Annotated in this window: 16 protein-coding genes; 9 read left to right on the top strand and 7 right to left on the bottom strand. The window is 42.1% G+C overall.

Annotated elements, in window-relative coordinates; translation table 11 throughout:
• Positions 1-15 precede the first annotated feature (15 nt).
• The 5 genes from BMZ22_RS15985 (at position 16) to BMZ22_RS15965 (ending at position 6,214) form a co-directional block, all read left to right on the top strand.
• Positions 16-1,458, top strand: a complete 1,443-nt coding sequence (locus BMZ22_RS15985) for an aldehyde dehydrogenase family protein (RefSeq protein WP_090087468.1) — start codon at positions 16-18, stop codon at positions 1,456-1,458.
• A 339-nt stretch (positions 1,459-1,797) separates the two neighbouring features.
• Positions 1,798-3,030, top strand: a complete 1,233-nt coding sequence (locus tag BMZ22_RS15980) for a Zn-dependent hydrolase (protein WP_090087467.1) — start codon at positions 1,798-1,800, stop codon at positions 3,028-3,030.
• Positions 3,031-3,131: 101 nt separating this feature from the next.
• Complete coding sequence (locus BMZ22_RS15975; protein WP_090087464.1) at positions 3,132-3,350, top strand: DUF3311 domain-containing protein; 219 nt, start codon at positions 3,132-3,134, stop codon at positions 3,348-3,350.
• 27 nt (positions 3,351-3,377) lie between these two features.
• On the top strand, positions 3,378-4,883 hold the full coding sequence (locus BMZ22_RS15970; RefSeq protein WP_090087461.1) for a sodium:solute symporter family protein: 1,506 nt from the start codon (positions 3,378-3,380) through the stop codon (positions 4,881-4,883).
• A gap of 158 nt (positions 4,884-5,041) precedes the next feature.
• Complete coding sequence (locus BMZ22_RS15965; protein ID WP_090087458.1) at positions 5,042-6,214, top strand: M20/M25/M40 family metallo-hydrolase; 1,173 nt, start codon at positions 5,042-5,044, stop codon at positions 6,212-6,214.
• A gap of 152 nt (positions 6,215-6,366) precedes the next feature.
• Here BMZ22_RS15965 and BMZ22_RS15960 read toward each other — a convergent pair whose 3' ends face one another.
• Positions 6,367-7,977, bottom strand: coding sequence for a PucR family transcriptional regulator (locus BMZ22_RS15960; RefSeq protein WP_090087455.1), 1,611 nt, complete (start codon positions 7,975-7,977; stop codon positions 6,367-6,369).
• A gap of 244 nt (positions 7,978-8,221) precedes the next feature.
• On the opposite strand from BMZ22_RS15960, the gene BMZ22_RS15955 reads away from it, so the two are divergent.
• The 3 genes from BMZ22_RS15955 to BMZ22_RS15945 all read left to right on the top strand — a co-directional run bounded on the left by BMZ22_RS15955 (position 8,222) and on the right by BMZ22_RS15945 (position 12,205).
• Positions 8,222-9,580, top strand: a complete 1,359-nt coding sequence (locus tag BMZ22_RS15955) for an aspartate aminotransferase family protein (protein ID WP_090087452.1) — start codon at positions 8,222-8,224, stop codon at positions 9,578-9,580.
• Positions 9,581-9,625: 45 nt separating this feature from the next.
• Complete coding sequence (locus BMZ22_RS15950) at positions 9,626-11,092, top strand: CoA-acylating methylmalonate-semialdehyde dehydrogenase (protein WP_090087450.1); 1,467 nt, start codon at positions 9,626-9,628, stop codon at positions 11,090-11,092.
• A 159-nt stretch (positions 11,093-11,251) separates the two neighbouring features.
• The gene (locus BMZ22_RS15945) at positions 11,252-12,205 is read left to right on the top strand and encodes a hydroxyacid dehydrogenase (protein ID WP_090087448.1); all 954 of its coding nucleotides are present in this window, start codon (positions 11,252-11,254) and stop codon (positions 12,203-12,205) included.
• Between the two features lie 210 nt (positions 12,206-12,415).
• Here the strand turns inward: BMZ22_RS15945 and BMZ22_RS15940 are convergent, their stop codons facing one another.
• The 4 genes from BMZ22_RS15940 to BMZ22_RS15925 all read right to left on the bottom strand — a co-directional run bounded on the left by BMZ22_RS15940 (position 12,416) and on the right by BMZ22_RS15925 (position 15,807).
• On the bottom strand, positions 12,416-13,324 hold the full coding sequence (locus BMZ22_RS15940) for an ABC transporter substrate-binding protein (protein ID WP_090087446.1): 909 nt from the start codon (positions 13,322-13,324) through the stop codon (positions 12,416-12,418).
• 81 nt (positions 13,325-13,405) lie between these two features.
• Positions 13,406-14,149 (bottom strand): ABC transporter permease, encoded by a 744-nt coding sequence (locus tag BMZ22_RS15935; protein ID WP_090087443.1) that lies wholly within the window; start codon positions 14,147-14,149, stop codon positions 13,406-13,408.
• Positions 14,142-15,137 carry an ABC transporter ATP-binding protein gene (locus BMZ22_RS15930; RefSeq protein WP_090087440.1) on the bottom strand — a complete coding sequence of 332 codons (996 nt, stop codon included), beginning with the start codon at positions 15,135-15,137 and terminating at the stop codon, positions 14,142-14,144. The genes BMZ22_RS15935 and BMZ22_RS15930 overlap by 8 nt, the downstream gene beginning before the upstream one ends.
• 13 nt (positions 15,138-15,150) lie before the next feature.
• Entirely contained in the window at positions 15,151-15,807 is a 657-nt protein-coding gene (locus BMZ22_RS15925; protein ID WP_342710721.1) for an ABC transporter permease, read from the bottom strand.
• Positions 15,808-16,145: 338 nt separating this feature from the next.
• On the opposite strand from BMZ22_RS15925, the gene asnB reads away from it, so the two are divergent.
• Positions 16,146-17,654 carry an asparagine synthase B gene (asnB, locus tag BMZ22_RS15920; protein ID WP_090087437.1) on the top strand — a complete coding sequence of 503 codons (1,509 nt, stop codon included), beginning with the start codon at positions 16,146-16,148 and terminating at the stop codon, positions 17,652-17,654.
• 381 nt (positions 17,655-18,035) lie between these two features.
• Here the strand turns inward: asnB and rraA are convergent, their stop codons facing one another.
• Both rraA and BMZ22_RS15910 read right to left on the bottom strand, forming a co-directional pair.
• Positions 18,036-18,515 (bottom strand): ribonuclease E activity regulator RraA, encoded by a 480-nt coding sequence (rraA, locus tag BMZ22_RS15915; protein WP_090087434.1) that lies wholly within the window; start codon positions 18,513-18,515, stop codon positions 18,036-18,038.
• A 151-nt stretch (positions 18,516-18,666) separates the two neighbouring features.
• Entirely contained in the window at positions 18,667-20,208 is a 1,542-nt protein-coding gene (locus BMZ22_RS15910) for a multicopper oxidase family protein (RefSeq protein ID WP_281242098.1), read from the bottom strand.
• Between the last annotated feature and the right edge of the window lie 31 nt (positions 20,209-20,239).

The following is a 20,239-nucleotide window of genomic DNA, read 5'->3' as shown; positions in this document are numbered from 1 at the left end:
GGAGGAGGCGGTTTGATGGAATCTTTAAAAATGTATATTAACGGAAATTGGGAAGACAGTCACGACAAAGAAACGATTAATGTTAATAATCCGTCCACCGGAGAAGTCATGACGACTATACCGCGGGGAACAAAAGATGATGTCGATAGAGCGGTTAAGGTTGCCAAAGATACGTTTGGCAGTGCGGAATGGCGCCGTGTCAAACCCTTTGAGCGGGGAAGAATCCTGTTTGATGTAGCAGCTCAAATTAAAGAAGATCGTGATGAGCTGGCGAGACTTGAATCGATGGATGTCGGCAAACCGTTGACGCAAGGGTATGCCGATATCGATGCAGCCATCCGTTATTTCGAATTTTACGGCGGTGCAGCCGATAAAGTAATGGGGGACACGATACCAATTGAGGATGGTCTGATTGATTATGTTATCCGCGAGCCTATCGGTGTGACTGCTCACATCGTACCGTGGAATTATCCGATTCAAATATTATCGCGGAGCGTAGCCGCAGCGATTGCAATGGGTAATACCGTTGTTGTAAAAAGTGCTGAAGATACCCCTTTAACAGCCGTGAAAATAGCGGAATTCTTTGACCGGACAAGCTTGCCAAAAGGAGTTTTTAACCATGTGACGGGTTACGGGTATGAAGCAGGGGCAGCATTATCATCACACCCCCTGATTAACCATTTGACGTTTACAGGGTCGGTCGGAACTGGGACAGCTGTCGCCCATGCCGCCACCTCGAATGTCGTACCTGTAACGCTTGAACTTGGTGGCAAATCGCCTAACATCGTATTTTCGGATTGTGATATTGATAAAGCGGTCGAGGGTGTTGTAAAAGCGATTATCCAAAATGCCGGCCAGACGTGTTCCGCCGGTTCAAGATTAGTGATTGAAGAATCGTTTAAGGAAACGTTTTTGGAAAAGTTGATCGATCGATTTAAAAGCTTATCGGTGGGTCCTGCTTTGGATGATTATGACCTTGGCCCAATTTTAAATCAAAAACAGTTTGACCGGATTATGGAATTTATTTCCTCAGCTGAACAAGAAGGCACAGTCGTTAGTGGCGGCAAACGTGTGAAATATGATCAATACGAGAATGCGTGTTATCTGGAGCCGACAGTTATTGACAACCTGTCGCCTGACAGCGAGGCTGCACAAGAAGAAATTTTCGGGCCGGTTCTATCGGTGTTTACCTTCAAAGACGAGGACGAAGCGATTGAGATCGCCAACAGCACTGATTACGGTCTCGTCACAGGCATTTGGACGAGAGATATCAACAAGGCCCATTTATTAATGAGCCGAATCGATTCCGGCCAAGTGTTCATAAACAATTATGGTGCCGGTGGCGGGATCCAAATGCCGTTCGGCGGTTATAAGAAGAGCGGTTTCGGCCGCGAAAAAGGCTGGATTGCTTTATATAATTACACACAAGTGAAGAATGTGGCGATTAAGTTTGATTAGGTCAGTCGATTGCACTTCAAGGTTGGAAAGGTGAACAGAAATCAAATTAAATTTATAAAAACTGTCTTAAATTTTTTAACTATAATTTAGGACAGTTTTTTAATGGCACTAAAGATAGCTTTACTGATAAGAGGGTTGTTTAGTGGTGATTTAACAGTTCGAAAATGGTCTGGAGATTAAATTAATTGAAACTGTGCATGAAAATACATAATTAATAATTGTTAACAGAATGTCAAAATTATATCTATGATTCTGAACAATTTGTCTAATGCCACAAAAGAATATAACATTCATACTTATATGTAAACGGATACAATTTGAACGAGAGGATGATTAGAGATAAAACAACAAAAAGTGCTTATAAACGGCGAACGCTTAAAAGAACAATTGGATAATTTTGCTGATTTTGGTCGTACGGGTAATAATGGAGTAACGCGCTTAGCGCTAACAGAAGAGGATAAACAAGCAAGAGATCATTTCCAAAAATATTGTGAGGAATTAGGAATGGTAGTAAAGATAGATGATTTAGGTAATATATATGCCATTTTAGAAGGGGTAGAAAATGAAAAACCCCCGGTTGTAATTGGCTCACATTTGGATTCAGTGAAAAAGGGAGGTCGTTTTGACGGGGTCTTAGGTGTGTTAGCAGGTTTGGAAGTCGTTCATACAATGGTTGATTATGGTATCAAACCTCAGATTCCAGTGATGGTCGTGAATTTCACAAATGAAGAAGGTGCAAGGTTTGAACCTTCAATGATGGCCTCAGGAATCCTTTCTGGGAAGTTTGATAAATCTAAAATGATGAATAAAACTGATTCTAGAGGCGTTACATTTGCAAAGGCATTGAATTCCATTGGGTATGTAGGAGAGGAAAAAAACCGATTAAAAGAAGCTAAAGCATTTATAGAAATGCATGTGGAACAAGGTCCTGTTCTTGAAGAGGAATCTTTAAGTATAGGTGTCGTGGAAGGTGTCATGGGAATGGTTTGTTATGACATTGAAGTGACAGGTGAATCCAATCATGCTGGTACAACACCTATGCACTCAAGAAAAGATGCACTATTTGTGACAAATAACTTAATCACTAAAATTCGAGAAAAACTCAATAACTTGGATTCCAGCCTTGTTTATACAATTGGGAGAATGAATGTGCAACCGAACATACACACGGTGATTCCAAACAATGTTTCTTTCACCCTTGAGGCAAGACATCAAGATACAAGAATAATTCAACAGGTGGAGGGAATTATCAAAGAACTTCCTGGATCTATAAATAATGAAGGTTGTAAAGTGGAAACCACCAAGTTATGGGATAGAAATACAGTATGGTTTGATGAAAAAGTAGTTGAATCATTGGAAAAGTCAACTGCTCCATTAAACTATCCATATAAACGAATGGTAAGCGGAGCCGGACATGACGCCCAGTTTGTTGCAAGCTATATACCCACAGGAATGATTTTTGTTCCAAGTGTGAATGGCAAGAGTCATTCTGAAGATGAGTTGACCACGTGGGAAGATTGTGAAAAAGGTGCAAATGTAATGTTGGAGACAGTTCTATTATTAAGTCACTGAGCAGGATCAATAAAAGAAGTTATTTTTTGATTTGAAAACGCTTCATTTAAGTTAAAACAGCATTTCGTATTTACACCAATATGTGAGAAAGGAGATAATCCATGAGTAATAAAAAAAGTAAGATGTTTTTTCACGTAGCAGTCATCTTCGGTTTGATTATGTTGGAAACCCCAATTGTACTAATGGCCAACAATATCGAGCCAGTGATTTTTGGCATGCCTTTTTTAGTTTTTTGGGTGTTATTTTGGTGGTTTTTTTGCACCATTATTTTCTTAATAGCTTATATGAAAAAATGGGGAAAAAAGAATTCTATTAGATAGTTTTATTACTTAATGGGAGGTTCACTTATGTCAGCCGGAGTATTTATTATCTTTCTGTTTTTATTTATACCATTGGTAGTTGGTTTTATAGCAGCTGCTAAATCAAACAAGTCAAGCAGTGATTTTTTTATCCAAGGAAGAAATATGGGCTCTGTGGCTGCTTTCTTTACTGTTGCAGCCACATGGTGGAGTTCATTTGCTTTTTTAGGTTCAAATGCTTCATTTTATACGGAAGGACCAGTATATTTAACCGCCTTTGCATGGAATATTCTTTTTGGGTACCTGTACTACATAGTAGGAAAAAGAGTATGGTATCTGGGGAAAAAATTTGATTATGTGACGCCTTCTGATTTTATGGGGGATTTTTACGATAATGAAAAAGTTCGAATTATTGTCGGGGCAGTTGTCACCATTTTTACAATCCCTTATTTGCAGATTCAATTAACTGGTGGCGCTTATCTAATAGAAGTAGCCTCGGGAGGGGTCATTCCTTTTTGGCTGGCAGCATTTCTATTTTACGCAGTTATAATTGTATACGTTTGGGTGGGTGGTATTAGAGCGATAGCCTGGACGGATATTATATATGGCGCAATTTTGTTCTTTGGTTTACTTTTGAGTGGTGTTTATATATCTAACGTAGTAGGGGGCCCCATTTCCATGTTTAGTGAGATGCAACGTTTGCACCCAGAGTTCTTGACGTTGCCTGGACCAGATGGTGCAGCTGGGTTCTCATCATGGATTTCTTTATGTATTGTTACTGCACTTGGTGCTCTTATGGGACCTCAACTTTGGTTGCGTATGTATGCAGTTAAGGATGGTAATTTATTTAATTTGATGCCCTTCTTAATAGCGCTTGTAGCTGTTACTTATTTAGGTTCTGTTTTAATAAGTTGGACTGGTGTTTTGGAAATGCCTGGAATTGAAAATGCGGATCAAGTTTTACCGGTTATGGTTACCGAATACATGCCATTAGCCCTGGGAGCATTAATTTTAGCTGGAGGAGCAGCTGCAGCAATGTCAACATCCAATAGTCAAATTCATGCAGTTTCAACTGTTATTACAAAGGATTTTTACCAAAGATATAATAATCCTAAAGCTTCAGACAAAAAATTAACAAAAGTTTCGAGGTACGCCATCCTTATCTTCTCTATAATTGCTTACTTTATGGCAATATTTGTTCCTGGTGTTCTTGTTACGATAGGGCTAGTTGCTTTTGGGGGGACAGCACAGCTAATTGTCCCGACAATAGGCGCTCTTTTTTGGAGTAGATCTAATGCAAATGGCGCAATCTCAGGTTTAGTTGGCGGCGTTGGTATAACGGTAATCTTGACTTTTATACCTGGTTTGAATAGCCCGTTGGGTCTGGATCCTGCGATGTGGGGACTTGCGCTTAATATGATACTGTTTGTAGCAGTCAGTTTAGTTACTGCCCCAAGAAATGAAAAAGTGATTGAAAAATTTGACTCAGCCTTAAAATCGTTTAAAAATCAGGAAGAAGGAACGCTGGAAGCAAATGAAGAAAAGGCTCTATAAAAACTTCGTGTGCGAATATTCGAAAGAGGTCAGCTTCCAATGTCAAGAACAATGGAAAGCAAACGAATAAATAACACTGATTAAAAAACTGACTAAACAAAAATCGAACCTTTGCCACCTTGGTTGAAATCTATACTACAAATCGGGGAGAGAGTTTAATGTCGGAAGAAAAAACGCTTTTAGATTTTATGGAAAAACATACTGATCAATTTTTGAAGATGTTAAAAGAAGTCGTAACTTTAGAATCGCCCACTGAAGGCAGTAAGGAAGATTTAAGAAAATGCAGGAATTATTTTGAAAAAATTTTTTCTGAGATAGACTTTGAATGCAGTGTTGTACCAAGTAATGACAGTCGTTATGGGGACCATCTTCTAATGGAATTGGGGGAAGGTGATGAACAGGTCCTTTTTGTGGGTCACTATGATACTGTGTATGAAAAAGGTGCATTTGGGAACCTGTGGGACCAAGAAGGTGCGAAGGTGTGGGGGCCCGGTGCACTTGATATGAAGGGTGGAGATGTGCAGGTTTATATGGTTGCAAAAGCACTGAAGGAACTTAGGCTGTTACCTGAAAATAAAAAAATAGTATTCTTTTTATCCTCGGATGAAGAGGCTGGCAGCCCTTCATCGAACATGCATTATAAGGATCTAGCCAAAAAAAGCAAAGCTTCTTTTGTAATGGAGCCCACTTTTGGAAACTATTCTGGACTTTTGACAAATGGACGCTATGCTCGAGGGAACTATACATTTGTTGCAGAAGGGAAGCCAGCGCATTCCGGTCAGGAACCAGAAGCAGCTGATAGTAGTTTAACAGAACTGGCAAAGCAGGCTATTTACCTGGAAAGCCTTAGTGATTTGGATAAGGGTGTAACAATCGCTTGTACTAGCTTAAATAGCGGGAATGCCGGCTGGCCCACTGTACCAGGTGTTGGAGAACTTACAATAGATGCCAGATTTTCGTCAGGCGATATCGCAAAAAAGTACGATCTACTTCTTCAAAATCTAAAGCCATATAACTCTGAGGTAAAAATAACAACTAAGGGAGGAATAGAAAAACCCCCTTTTGATGAAAAAGATCCCGTACATAAATCCCTATATGAGAAAGCCAAAAAGGTTGGGAAAAAGTTTGATTTGGAGATGGAAGGTTTTGTAGGAAGAGCTGGTACTGATGGCAATTTCACTGCGTCTGTTGGCTGTCCAACTCTGGATGGTATGGGAATGAGTGGAGATTTCGCGCACCAGCCAGGAAAGGAATATATTAACACGGACGATATTGCCGTTAGAGGTGCTTTTGTAGCACGTATGGTACTTGAGGTTTTAAGAAATGAGTAATAAATTTTCGATAGGTTGTTGTTCTACAAAAGTTTTATCATTACAAAAAATATGTTTACTGAGTCCGTCAATGACCAGATGAGCTTAATTGTAAAGAATAACCAAACACCTTAAAGCAGGTGCTTGGCAGGTGTTTGGTTATTCAAACCGCTTTATTCTTTGGGGTAAACATTTTGTGTTAAATGGTATGCCTTTATTGCTAGCTCTGTCGCCAGCCGGTTGCCAGGTTCGAGGTAATCTTTTCCCAATAGTTCTTCTATTTTTTCAAGGCGGTGGTAAAGTGTTTGCCGTACAATGAATAAGCGGTTTGCTGTTTCTTTCTTTGATTCATTAAATGTTAAATAGGTTTCTAGTGTTGTTAGCAAATCCGTGTTCATTTCTGCATCATGCCTGAGCAGTGGACCGATATAATCATCAATATATGATTCGAGTAATTGGTTGTCCTGGAGCTGAAAAAGCAAGCGGTAAACGCCGATATGTTCGTAAAGCGAATCCTCTAAATCGTAATAATCATTTAAATAGAGAACTTCATTTGCTTCCTTGTAAGCGCGCATAAATTTGGAAAGGTCTTGATGTCTGCCGCTGACGCCTATATTTTGAGGATTAATGTTCGGTATTTGTTTGCATTCGGAGGTAATCTCAGTGAACTTAGCCGCTGCTGATTTATCTTGTTTTTCATTAAAAAAACTGATGACGGCTATTTCGTTCTTTTTCACAGAGATCGCCGGATAGAAACCATAACGTTCAAATAATGATCGAATTGACATTGACTGCTGTACTTTCAGTTCATCCCATCCCTCATTCGTATTGGTTGCTGATGCGTGATTATTTTGACAAATAAAGACTCTGAAGTTCAACTGTTTCCTGGACGATGGCAAGATCGTTTTTAACTCATCAGGATTATATGGTTTTCCAAGCAGCAAATTTTGGACTAATTCATCTTCAACATTGAGTTTTCGTTCTTCAATGGTCCGGTTTCTTAATAGAATTTGTGCAATTGCCATGGCTGCCCTGTCCAGTAAGGTAAATAAATATTCATCCGGTGATGTTTCTGTAACTTGAAGACATAAATAACCCCAATTTTGACCGACAACATTTACCGGGGTCAGGGCAAATGTTTGATGGGCCACTTCCACCGTATTGTCGTAAAGCGTGCCAATAGGATAATTTTGAACATATGAGGCGAGTGACTCAATAAACGTTTTACTTTCAGGCGGGTAATAATAAGCTTTGCCCTCATCTGTAATGAATAATGCGTGCGATTTAAATTGGCCGTTCAACTTTTGCAGGATTTTTAGAATGCCATTGGGTGCAAGCGACAGTTCGTTAAATTCTTTGGTCAGGTCACTAATCTCATGGAGCATTTGGTGGTGCTGATTGATGATATGTGTATGTAACTTTTGGGTGATTTCAACAAATTTGACAACGGTTTCAAATGCTATAACAGGAAAGTGATGATCATCCGCAAATTGCTTGATTTCTTTCGGAAGCATTGTGAAATGAGGTCCAATTTCAATGCAGATGCCTGCAACGTCTTTATCGATTAACCTTTTATACGTCTCTAATGAAGAATCCAGATTGAGACCTGTTCCTGTTGTGAGAACAAGTTCGCCGCCGTTGAGCAGGGTGTCAAAATTATCCGTTTCGATAATATGGGTCCATTTAATCGTTTTGTTTAAACCCTTTTCACCGGCTATAACGCGAGCACTTTTAAAGGAATTAGTGGTAAGCGCATCATTAATGGTTAAGTTATAATTGCTCATTACCTTGCCCTCCAAACTGTTAAACTAAAAGAAGGTTTATTTAACATATTGTAAAATGATAATTTTTCGAACACTAAGTATAATGCTAATTATAAAGGAAATGTAATCGCTGTCAATTGTTTAAAATTCATAACAAGGAGTGATTGCAGTTTGTTGGGCAATGAAAAATGGTCACTTGGACATTGTGTAAAAATTTATGAATGAACAGCTGTTTATTACTTTCAGTTAGGAAAGGAGCGTCTAAATGAGTACTTTAAAAAAGGATTCACAGGCACTTGTGGCAAAGGATCAGCAAAATATATGGCATCATATGTCCAAAGATGATGCTAAGAAGGAGCCAATGATTGCAACGAAAGCGGAAGGCTCATGGATTACCGATCATAAGGGTGATAAATACCTTGATGGCTTGTCGGGACTGTGGTGTGTGAACGTCGGGTACGGGCGTGAGGAATTGGCACAAGCAGCCTATAACCAAATGAAAGAGATGGCATATACATCCATGGCTCAAAGTCACTTGCCTGCTATTCAACTCGCTGAAAAACTGAACGACATGCTCGATGATGAGTATATGATTTTTTATTCTAATAGTGGTTCTGATGCCAACGAAGTCGCGTTTAAAATGGCTCGGCAATATCATCAGCAAAACGGCGAGTCATCCCGGTATAAATTTATCTCCCGATACCGGGCGTATCATGGCGGATCACTGGGTGCGCTGGCTGCTACCGGGCAAGCACTCCGTAAATATAAATATGAACCGCTGACTTCAGGTTTTCTACATGTTGCTCCGCCGGATAATTACCGTAAACCCGAAGGCATGTCGGTTAAAGAATATAACCTGCAACGCGCACAGGAAATTGAAGAAAAAATCATTTGGGAACAGAAAGAAACCATTGCAGGCATTATTATGGAGCCGGTCATCACGGGCGGGGGCGTGTTAATCCCGGACCCGGCGTATGTCGAAAAAGTCGACGAAATTTGCAAGCGCTATGGCGTGTTGTTAATCATTGATGAAGTCATCTGCGGATTTGGCAGGACCGGCAGAACATTTGGCCACATGCATTATGATATTAAGCCTGATATTGTCACGATGGCAAAAGGGCTGACAAGTGCGTATTTGCCTTTGTCTGTCACGGCTGTTCGCAAGGATATCTATGAAGCTTTTAGCGGGACTGAGGATAACCACCATTTTCGTCATGTAAATACGTTCGGCGGAAACCCTGCATCGTGTGCTGTCGCGCTCAAAAACATCGAAATAATGGAGAAGGAAAATTTAACACAGCGTGCTGCGGTATTGGGTGAAAGATTACGAGACGAATTAAAAGAATTGGAAAACCATCCATATGTAGGGGATATTCGGAACCAGGGATTTGTAATGGGAATTGAAATGGTGGAAAACAAAGAAACAAAAGAACCAGCAACTGACCAGCGGGTAAGCAAAATTATGTCTGAATGTAAAGCAAATGGTTTAATCATCGGGCGTAATGGCGATACGGTAGCAGGCTATAACAATATACTGGCACTGTGCCCGCCGTTGGCATCGACCGATGAAGATCTCGAATTCATCGTCTCTGTTATAAAAAAAGTGTTTAACCAAAATCAATGAAATTAAAATCAACACTTATAAGGAATTAATTCAGGAGGTTTTATAATGGCACAATCACAAACTGACGTAAAAGCACTTCAAAATTATATCGGCGGTAAATGGGTTGAATCAGGCAGTGACAAAACTGAAGCTGTTATCAACCCGGCTACCGGTGAAACGATAGCGGAAGTTCCGATATCGAGGCAGGAAGATGTCGATCATGCGGTCAGTGTTGCTCAGGAAGCATTTCAGGAGTGGAAAGAGACCGCTGTTCCAAAACGTGCGCGTATTTTATTCAAGTACCAGCAGCTGCTGGTGGAGCATTGGGATGAACTGGCTGAACTCATCACAATTGAAAACGGAAAAAATTTAAAAGAAGCAAAAGGCGAAGTTCAGCGCGGAATTGAAAACGTGGAATTTGCGGCAGGCGCACCGAATTTAATGATGGGCGACCAGCTGTCATCGATTGCTTCAGGTCTCGAGTCAGGCATGTATCGTTACCCGATCGGTGTTATCGGTGGCATCACACCATTTAACTTTCCGATGATGGTACCGTGCTGGATGTTTCCGATGGCAATTGCGACAGGCAACACGTTTGTTATGAAGCCGTCTGAGCGGACGCCGATGCTGGCAAATCGTCTGGCAGAACTGCTCACAGAAGCAGGTCTTCCTGATGGTGTGTTCAATATCGTTCATGGGGCACACGATGTCGTTAACGGTTTACTCGACCATAAAAAGGTAAAAGCAATTTCATTTGTCGGGTCCCAGCCGGTTGCTGAGTATGTGTACAAACGTGCGACAGACAACCTGAAACGTGTGCAGGCGTTGGCTGGTGCGAAAAACCATTCGATTGTCTTGAATGATGCCAATATTGATAATGCATCCACGCAAGTACTGAACGCTGCGTTTGGATCTGCGGGTGAGCGGTGCATGGCAGCGTCGGTTGTCGCTGTTGAAGAATCGGTCGCAGATGAGCTTATTGATCAGCTTGTACAAAAAGCCAACGACGTCAAGATAGGTAACGGGCTTGATGATGATGTTTTCCTGGGACCGGTTATCCGTGAACAGCATAAAGACCGTACGTTAAATTATATTAAAACGGGTGAAGAAGAAGGCGCGAAACTCGTTCGTGACGGGCGTGATGAAGGCCGTGCGCAGGAAAAAGGCTATTTCGTCGGCCCGACCATTTTTGATAACGTGACGACTGACATGACGATTTGGCAGGACGAGATTTTTGCCCCTGTGTTATCGATTGTACGGGTAAAAAACCTTGATGAAGCAGTTGACGTAACGAACGAATCGCCATTCGCAAACGGTGCATGCATTTTCACGCGCGATGGTGGCAGTGTGCGTCAGTTCAGGGAAACAATCGATGCAGGGATGCTCGGTGTTAACATTGGTGTTCCGGCTCCGATGGCGTTCTTCCCATTCTCAGGCTGGAAGGATTCCTTCTATGGTGACTTGCATGCCAATGGTAAAGACAGTGTTGAGTTTTATACACGCAAGAAAGTTATTACGACACGTTGGGTATAATCGTGTAAAAGTGATGGAGTGCAGGGCTGTAATGGCGCTGCACTCTTTTTGTGATTCATGCATAAATATTCTTCCCCCAACTCAACTTAATTATTGCAAAACTCTATAATTTGTGGAAAAATCAGAACTATATACATTATTTTGGGGGAGTGAACGCTTATGAAAATACTTGTTACAGAACTAATGTGGGAAGATGGGATTGAAGAGTTAAAGCGTCTTGGATATACGGTTGATTACGATATGGAATTGGGGAGGAAACGGGAAGAACTGCTCAAACTGCTGCCGGATTATGATGCACTGATTGTTCGTAATGAAACCCGCGTTGATACGGAATTCCTTGACGCGGCAAAACATACGCGCGTCATTGGCCGGCTCGGGGTAGGGCTGGATAATATTGATCTTCAAGCTGCAAAAGAACGCAACATACCCGTGATTGCTGCTAAAAACGCAAATGCCACGTCAGTCGCTGAATACGTTATGGCAGCGATGCTCGATGCGTCCCGTCCGCTTTCAGACGCTGATGCGGACGTACGGCAGGGCAACTGGGACCGCAAGTTCTTCACGGGGTATGAATTGAATAAGCGGACTCTTGGACTCGTTGGAATGGGTGAGATTTCACACCGTGTAGCAAACCGGGCACGGGCTTTTGGTATGGATGTTGTAGGCTATGACCCATTTGTTGCTCCGTTCGATCATATTCTGGCGGAAACGGGTGTCAGACCGGCAGACACGCTGGATGAGCTTCTGGAGCAATCGGATTTTGTCTCGGTCCATGTGCCGTTGACAAACGCGACGAAACATATGATTAATAAGGATAAATTTTCACTGATGAAAAAGCATGCTTACGTTATTAATTCGGCCCGGGGTGGTATTGTCCATGAGGAGGATTTGATTGATGCTGTCCGGTCGGAGGAAATCGCCGGTGCTTACCTCGACGTTTTGGAAAAGGAGCCGGTGCAGAAGGATTCACCGCTTGCGCAGATTGAATCAATCAGACTTTCACCGCACATCGCCGGACTGACGATTGAAGCGCAATCCCGCACCGCCATGCTCATCGCCCAAGAAGTTCACAACGTAGTGAACGGCGAAAAATCAATCTGTGCCGTAGTGTGATTTTCGGGGGACAGGTGTCTGACACTGTCCCCCTCACTTTATAGCCTTCGCGTTCGAGTATATGGCAATGTTGTACATAGTTTTGTGGAGGACTGTTCAAAACCGGACGCCGATGCACTTTTTGTATAAGGAAGATGCGTAAATTCCGTCTTCGAAACTTATATACCAAACTAAAAAACGCCCTTCCCTCAGAAAGGCGTTCTCCAGCAATTACTCTTCAATTAAGTCATTCTCCACTAAAAATTCACGTGCGACTTCATCAACACTTCTTTCCTCGATGTCTACTTCATAGTTCATGGCGCGCATGGTTTCGCTTGTTAGCAAGTCATCAAGGGGTGCAAAGATCTCTTCAATTTCTGGATATTTTTCATACGTTTCGGTTGTCATAGCAGCTGCTGCATTGTATGACGGGAAAAATGTCTGATCATCTTCCAGGTTAATAAATCCGAACGCATCGATACGGCCGTCTGTTGCAAATCCGACTGCTACATCCACTTCTTCATCACGGAGGGCATTGTAGGTCAACCCGGTTTCCATTTCATTTACATTTCCATCTGAAAATTCAAAACCATAGTGTTCCTCAACACCTGGGAGGCCATCTGGACGGTTGTAGAATTCTGCATTCGTTGCGATCGACAGTTCATCAGGGTTGTTATTTATATAGTCTGCAAGATCACTGATGGTGCTGATACCCAGCTCATTTGCATGGTCTTCACGCATCATTAAGGTATACGTATTATCGACCTCATTTAGGTTGGTCCAGACGATATCATTTTCAGACTGGTCAATTTCATTCAATGCGTCAAATGCTTTCTGCGGGTCAGTAATTGGCTCTTCATCAAGATAAGTGACCAGTGCTGTACCAACATAATCCCACGTCAAATCGACTTGTTGATTATTCAGTGCTTGTCTAAGTGCAGTACTTCCAAGATCAGTCGTTTCTTCGATATCAAACCCTTCTTCTTCCAGAAGCAGGGTGGATATTTTAGCAAATAAGTATTGTTCCGTGAAAGTTTTTGAACCAATCGTGATCTGTTTATCACCGTCATCACTGCCACTACAAGCACTTATTATGAGCATAAATATAATCGATAAAATCAGTAAACTCACTTTCTTCATGAACTATTTCCTCCTCGTGTACATTTAAAATGCTACTGTTTTTATTCTGGTTTTTATGTCTGCTTATGAAAGCGATTTTCATTAACTGACTGCTTGTCTAGCCAGGCGAAGGCCTTTAGGAACGAGAACAAACTGCATCCCTCTGAATAAGTAATCAACTGCTATCGCAAGCATTGATACCGGAACGGCACCAGAGATTAAATATGCGTTGTCAAACAATTGAATTCCCGTGAAAATCCATACGCCGAATCCGCCGCCACCAATAAGATAAGCGAGTGCAGCGGTGCCAATATTCATAACCAGGGCTGTACGAACACCGGCGATAATGGAATAGGCTGCATTGGGAAGCTCAATCCGCCAGAGGATCTGTGTATTCGTCAGGCCCATACCGCGTGCCGCATCTTTTTTATCCTCGTCTACGGAGTTGATGCCTGCAATAGTGTTTTGCAGAATGGGAAGAACCGAGTAAGCAAACAGAGCGACGAGTGCTGCTTCCATACCGATGCCCATAAAGCCCATCACCAATGCAAGTATCGCAAGGCTTGGGATGGTTTGACCCAGGTTTGCAATATTGACAGCAAAGAATTCCACTTTACGAAATCGGGGTCTTGTAAGGAAAATCCCCAGCGGAATAGACGTCAAAATAGCCAGAGATCCTGATATCAATACAAGAATCAGATGCTCTCCCAACAAATTAAAAAATGCTCCAGGTTCTTCAAAAATGGGCAAAAACATGTCATTTGAAAAAGCCCAGCTGAAAAAAACGATAAGACCAACCCAAAAAATTATCTTGACAATAAGGCTGATTAATTTATTCCTATTCATGCTGTAATGACACTCCATCGTTTTTCTCTCTGACTTCAACCTGGAGGAATTTCTCTATGTGGTCGAGTGTCAAACTTCCTTTTTTGTTTCCATGAGAATCCTCGACAACCAGATGATCAGCTTCCTGATTCAACAGCATAGAGAGAATAATTCGAAGGGATGTGTTTTCTTTTATGGTCTTTATACGGGCGGAATCATCGTGTGGACTCAGTCCAACTGTTTGTTCAAGATCCTTTACGGAATAGAGGCTGGTACTCTTCAACACGCGGTCCTGGCCGACAAATTCGGATACAAAGTCATTTTTGGGGTGATTCAGTATTTCGGCAGGACGGTCATATTGCATGATTTGTCCGTCACGGAGAAGTGCGATTTTATCTCCCATTTTGACAGCCTCATCGATGTCGTGGCTGACAAACAAAATCGTCTTATTTACTTCTTTTTGTATCTGCAGGAACTCTTCTTGCAGACGGTTACGTATAATCGGGTCAAGCGCACCGAAAGGTTCATCCATCAGCATGACAGGCGGATCTGCCGCAAGTGCACGCGCAACCCCAATCCGTTGTTGCTGTCCGCCTGACAGTTCATGCGGATAACGTTTACGAAATTCATCTGGATGGAGTCCGATCAATTCCATCAGGTGATTGAACCGGTCCTGTCGTTTTTTTCGATCCCAACCTAATAAATCCGGAACAATCATGACATTTTTTTCAATGGACATATTCGGAAACAGCCCATTACTTTGGATGACATAACCAATTTTTCGGCGCATTTCAATTTTATTCAATTCTTTAAGGCTTTTACCGTTAAGAATTATTTCACCATCCGTGATGTCTTCCAATTGGTTAACCATGCGGAGCAAAGTGGTTTTTCCGCACCCGGATGGACCGACCAGAATGACAAATTCACCATCCTGGACATCAAAACTAACATTATCGACAGCTTTTACGCTGCCATTATATATTTTTGAAACATCATTAAACTGTATCATCTGCTCACCTTTTCTAACCCCCTTTAGGCGTAAATTTCTTTTGTATATACTTTAGAACTAAATCGGCGATAATAGCCAAAATTGAAACTACGATTGCTCCAACAAGAACCATCGTGTTGTTGGATCTGGATATACCCTGGTTAATTAATGAACCGAGGCCCCCTGCGCCTATATAAGCGGCAATAGCCCCAATACCAATATTTAAAATTGTTGCTGTACGGACTCCGGCCATAATGAGCGGCATGGCATTAGGAATTTCTACTTTCCAGAGTCTTTGGACAGTAGTCATGCCTATCCCTTGTGCGGCATCCCGAATATTGGGATCCACGTCTTTAATTCCGGTATATGTATTTCGGATAATGGGTAGTTGGGAATAGAGTATAAGCGCTATTAAAGCGGGCAGGAATCCGATGCCCTGACCAATGATGGATAGAATTGGAATCATGATGCCAAACAAGGCGATACTTGGAATGGTCATGATAATGGACGTTATTTGCAGGACAGTACTGGCTAATTCATCATTGGTTGTTAAATAGATTCCAAGTGGAACACCAATGAGAATCGAGATAATAATTGCAAGTCCCACCAATTGAATGTGCTCAAGCGTGTAGTCAAAAATTTGCTCAGAGTTATTTGTGAAGTAGTTTAAGAAATCGGTAATTGTTAACACCTCCAATATTTAAGCCCTAGCTGAAAACTCTTAGGTGGGAAGGAAATGAGTCAACTTTTTAATTCTATCAATATTACCTTAAAGGCACAAAAGCGAATTAACTATCTAAAATCAAGAAAAGTCAAGATAAGCTAAGATATAATGCGATTTAGCGGAGAATTTTGCATATTTCGAAATAAAACACGTAAATATTGAAAAATATAGCGACTTTTGTCTGAAATCTATGAATTAATTGATTTCATGCAAAATCTCATCTATACTGTACAAATGTTCTTATAAGGCATGGTGTCTTTGAGAAGCATCTTAAAAACGAATACAACTAGAGGTGACCAATTGTAATGAGTGGAATATTTGCTATGACAGGCTCAATAGCTGATGGAGAAGTGAGAGAAGTACTGAAATCAATGCATCATCGGGGCCCGGATGAAGGAGACGAAATAATATTAGATTCCTTTCACCTGGCTCATCAACGTCTGTCAATTGTAGGTGTGAATAAAGGAAAACAGCCCATTGCCAACGCGGATAACACTAAATGGATTGTGGCTGATGGGGAAATCTATAATTATTTGGATCTGAAAAAACAAATTTCGGATAAAACAATATTTTTGACTGAATCAGATGCTGAGGTGCCACTGAAACTTTATGAACAGCAAGGATCGAAAGCAGTTAAGCACTTGGACGGCATGTTCGCTTTTGTGATTGTCGATACGGAGAATGATACATTTTTGGCTGCCAGAGATACGCTTGGGAGTAAGCCACTTTATTATGGTGAAAATGACGCTGGGAATATGATTTTTGCGTCTGAGCTAAAGGCGTTATATAAAGTAACTGAAGACGTGAATGAATTTCCGTCGGGGAGTTATTACACGCCTGAGGAAGGCTTTGTCATGTACAGAGAGATCCAGCAACCTGATAGCCTTGAGATTTTTTCCGAAAGTGAATTGCCGCAAATGATGGATGGTATCCGTCACCATCTTGAAAGTGCTGTTCAGAAACACCTGACGGCAGATGTTGAAGTAGGTGTGCTGTTGAGTGGCGGTTTAGACAGCAGCTTGATTGCCTTGCTTGCTCAGGAAAACCGGAAGAGAAAAGAACCATTAAAATCATTTTGCGTCGGCAGTGCGGATAGCGAAGATGTGAAGCGTGCCCGTCAAGTGGCCAAAGAAATTGGCAGTGTGCATGAGGAGTATATATTTGATGAAAAAGACATGATTGATCACTTACCAGAAGTTATCTATCATTTGGAGTCATTTGATTCCTCACTTGTCCGCAGTGCTATTCCAAGCTATTTCGTCTCTAGGCTGGCTGCTGAACATGGCGTGAAAGTAATTCTTTCAGGGGAAGGCGCTGATGAGCTGTTTTCGGGTTATCAGTACCTCAAAGGAATAAATAATACAGAGAAACTGAATCAGGAATTAGTACGGATCATCAATACCATGCATAACATAAACTTGCAGCGGGGTGATCGGATGAGCATGGCCCATTCGGTTGAGCTGCGTGTGCCGTTTCTTGATTTGGAGTTCATTGAGTATGCGCTCAAAATTCCGGCCGAACTGAAATTAAATGCTGCTCAAATCGAAAAGTGGATTTTGAGAAAAGCATATGATGGCCGGTTGTCCGATAATATTATCTGGCGTGATAAGGCAGAGTTCTCCGAGGGAAGCGGGGCACTGGATATATTGGAGAGTTATGCAGAAGGTAAGTTTAGTGATGGCGAACTGAACCGGGCCAACGCAGAGAATGAATGGGTTCGCTCCAAACAGGAACTGCTTTATTACAATATATTTAAAAAATACTTCCCGCAACAATCAGTGCTTGCTACTGTTGGCCATTGGGCAACGGTTTGATCGAAAAATAATGAGGTTGGGACATAACTTATTTATCAGATATAAAAGACGAACGATAATCAAGGTTAGCGGAGGAAATATGCGTAGACTCCTGCGGGAAGAGAGGCATAGGTGAGACAAGGAAGTGCCTTGGCACAAAGCAAGACTTCATCGAGTATGCTTCGACCTGCGAGGAGTGCTGCATCACAGAAAAACTTGCAACACGACGAGCACGAGTTGGCTCACCAGCCGCCCGCGGAAAGCGAAGCATATTTCCGGAGCGGTGTATCCCGCTCCCTTTCCTAATATAATCGTTCGTCTTTTCTTTTACTTTTAAAACTTTTGTCCCAACCTCATTTATTAATTCGTGAAAAAGAAGAAACGAGATATGATATTAAGTCTTTAAATCAGCTTTCTTTCCGATAGAACAATGCCGTCTTCATCAGCATAGGCAAAATTTCCAGGCGTCCACGATACTTCTCCAAAATCAAGCGTGATATCTTTTTCACCTTCGCCTTTTTTGTTGCTTTTTATAGGGTTTGTTCCGAGGGCAAGAACCCCGACGTCCATTTGGGCGATATTTGCAGTGTCCCGGATGCAGCCGTATATAATGACGCCCGCAAGATTACGATCCTTGATAATGCCGGCAAGACGGTCGCCCATTAAAGCACAATTTCTCGAGGCGTGACCATCCACAACAAGAATATGGCCTTCCGGGATTGTCTCAAGTGATTCTTTTACAAGCACATTATCCTCCAGCACTCTAACAGTCGAAATCGGACCGGCGAATGCTTTTTTTCTTCCATAGAACGTAAACGGTTGTTTGCAGATAGATAGTTCATTTGAGTAGTCGTCACATAGGTCTGTCGTTTTGATACGCATTGTTTTTCATCCTTTTTAATGAAATAGTTAGGTTGCTTTTTTCAAACTTATCCGACATGTCAACGACTGTCAAGGTTTAACACAATCGAGTGCTGGTCCGTCAGAAGACAGCAGGATTCATTTCGGAAAACAGGAGCGGCAACCAACCTCATCACTCCCGCTTATTGGGGTCGATTACGCGCATAGGACGCATCATGTCATAATCTTCGTGTTCGAGAATATGGCAATGCCATACATAGTCGCCGGTAAACGGCCCGAACTTTGCAATGACACGTGTGATTTCGCCCGCTGGGGCCGCCACGGTATCCTTCCAGCCCTTTTCATTTGATAGTGGCGGTTTTGCCGGGCCTGTAAATACAATTCGCCCGTCTTTATTATAGCGGTCAAGATCGAATGGGCGGCGATCGAGCACCTGAAACTGTATTAAGTGTATATGGATCGGATGGAGAAAGTTGGTGATATTGATGAATGACCATATTTCGGTTGAATTGAGTTCAGGCGTTTCGGTTACAGGATCCATCCATTTTTTGTTGTCAAGCAGCAGTAATGGCCGGCCGAGGTCATCCGTTGAGCCAACTAATTTTAGATTACGGATACGCTTGATGCTGTTTTGCTTGAGTGAAGGAATGTGTGTTAAATGGCCTGGAATCCGGCTCGTGTCTTTTGAAGATAAAGGCAGGGTTACGTTGAATTGCATAACATCGTCTGTTTCGTCTTCCGGATCAGCGTCGGGTCCAAGGTCATTTTTCAATGTGATCGTTTCACCTTTGTGATTGGAAAAATCAATGATCACATCAAATCGTTCGGCCGGCTCTATCGCTAATGTGGTCAGCTTGGCTGTTTTTCGCATTAGACCACCGTCAGATCCGATCTGATAAAATGATTGCCCCGAATCTAAATAGAGCTGATAGGCGCGTGTGTTGGCGGCATTTAGAATACGGAATCGGTATTTACGCGGTTCTACTTCAAGGTACGGCCAAATTTTCCCGTTCACGACGTTTGTTTCCCCATTAAAGAAAGGTCTGATGGACGGGTTGGGCCAGTTTTCCTGCGGGTCATCAGGCTGCGGAGGATAAAACAAGTCGCCGTTATCCTGGAACGATCGATCCATAATGATGAGTGGAATTTCGTAGTCGCCGGCAGGAAGCTGCATATGTTTTTCCCGTTCGTCCCGGATAAGATACATACCAGCGAGACCGGCATAAACATTCAGCCGTGTAATTCCCATGGCATGGTCATGGTACCATAAGGTGGCACCACGCTGCTGGTTTGGATAATGATAGACGTCGGTCTTAAAATCAGGCCCTGTCTCTCGGGAATTGCGCGTATACCAAGCTTCGGGATAGCCGTCACTTTCCGGCTTTGTCTCACTCCCATGCAGATGGGTTACCGTTCGGACTTCAGGAAGTTTATCGAGATTGTGAAACGATTTGTCAATTGGAAGTAAATGTTTATCAGGGAGTTTATTGGTCCATTTAATGTTAACCGGTTCGCCATGGTTTACATCAATAACAGGCCCGGGGAACTGACCGTTGTATCCCCAAAGCCGGGTTGGTCTTAAATCGCGGTGAAGCTTTTGACGAAACTCTGTCATTTCAACCTCATAAAACGTTTCATTTTTGTTTTTGTGCGAAGGTTTCATTGTTTTGGGGATCGGCAGGGCATCCACAAATTTCTTCAGCTTATTATTCAACAAATTCAACCCCTTAAATGTGCATTTATAA

This window comes from Lentibacillus persicus, assembly GCF_900112705.1.
Classification (GTDB): domain Bacteria; phylum Bacillota; class Bacilli; order Bacillales; family Amphibacillaceae; genus Lentibacillus; species Lentibacillus persicus.
The sequence above is the reverse complement of the archived record's forward strand: the minus strand, read 5'-3'. Positions and strand labels throughout refer to the sequence as shown.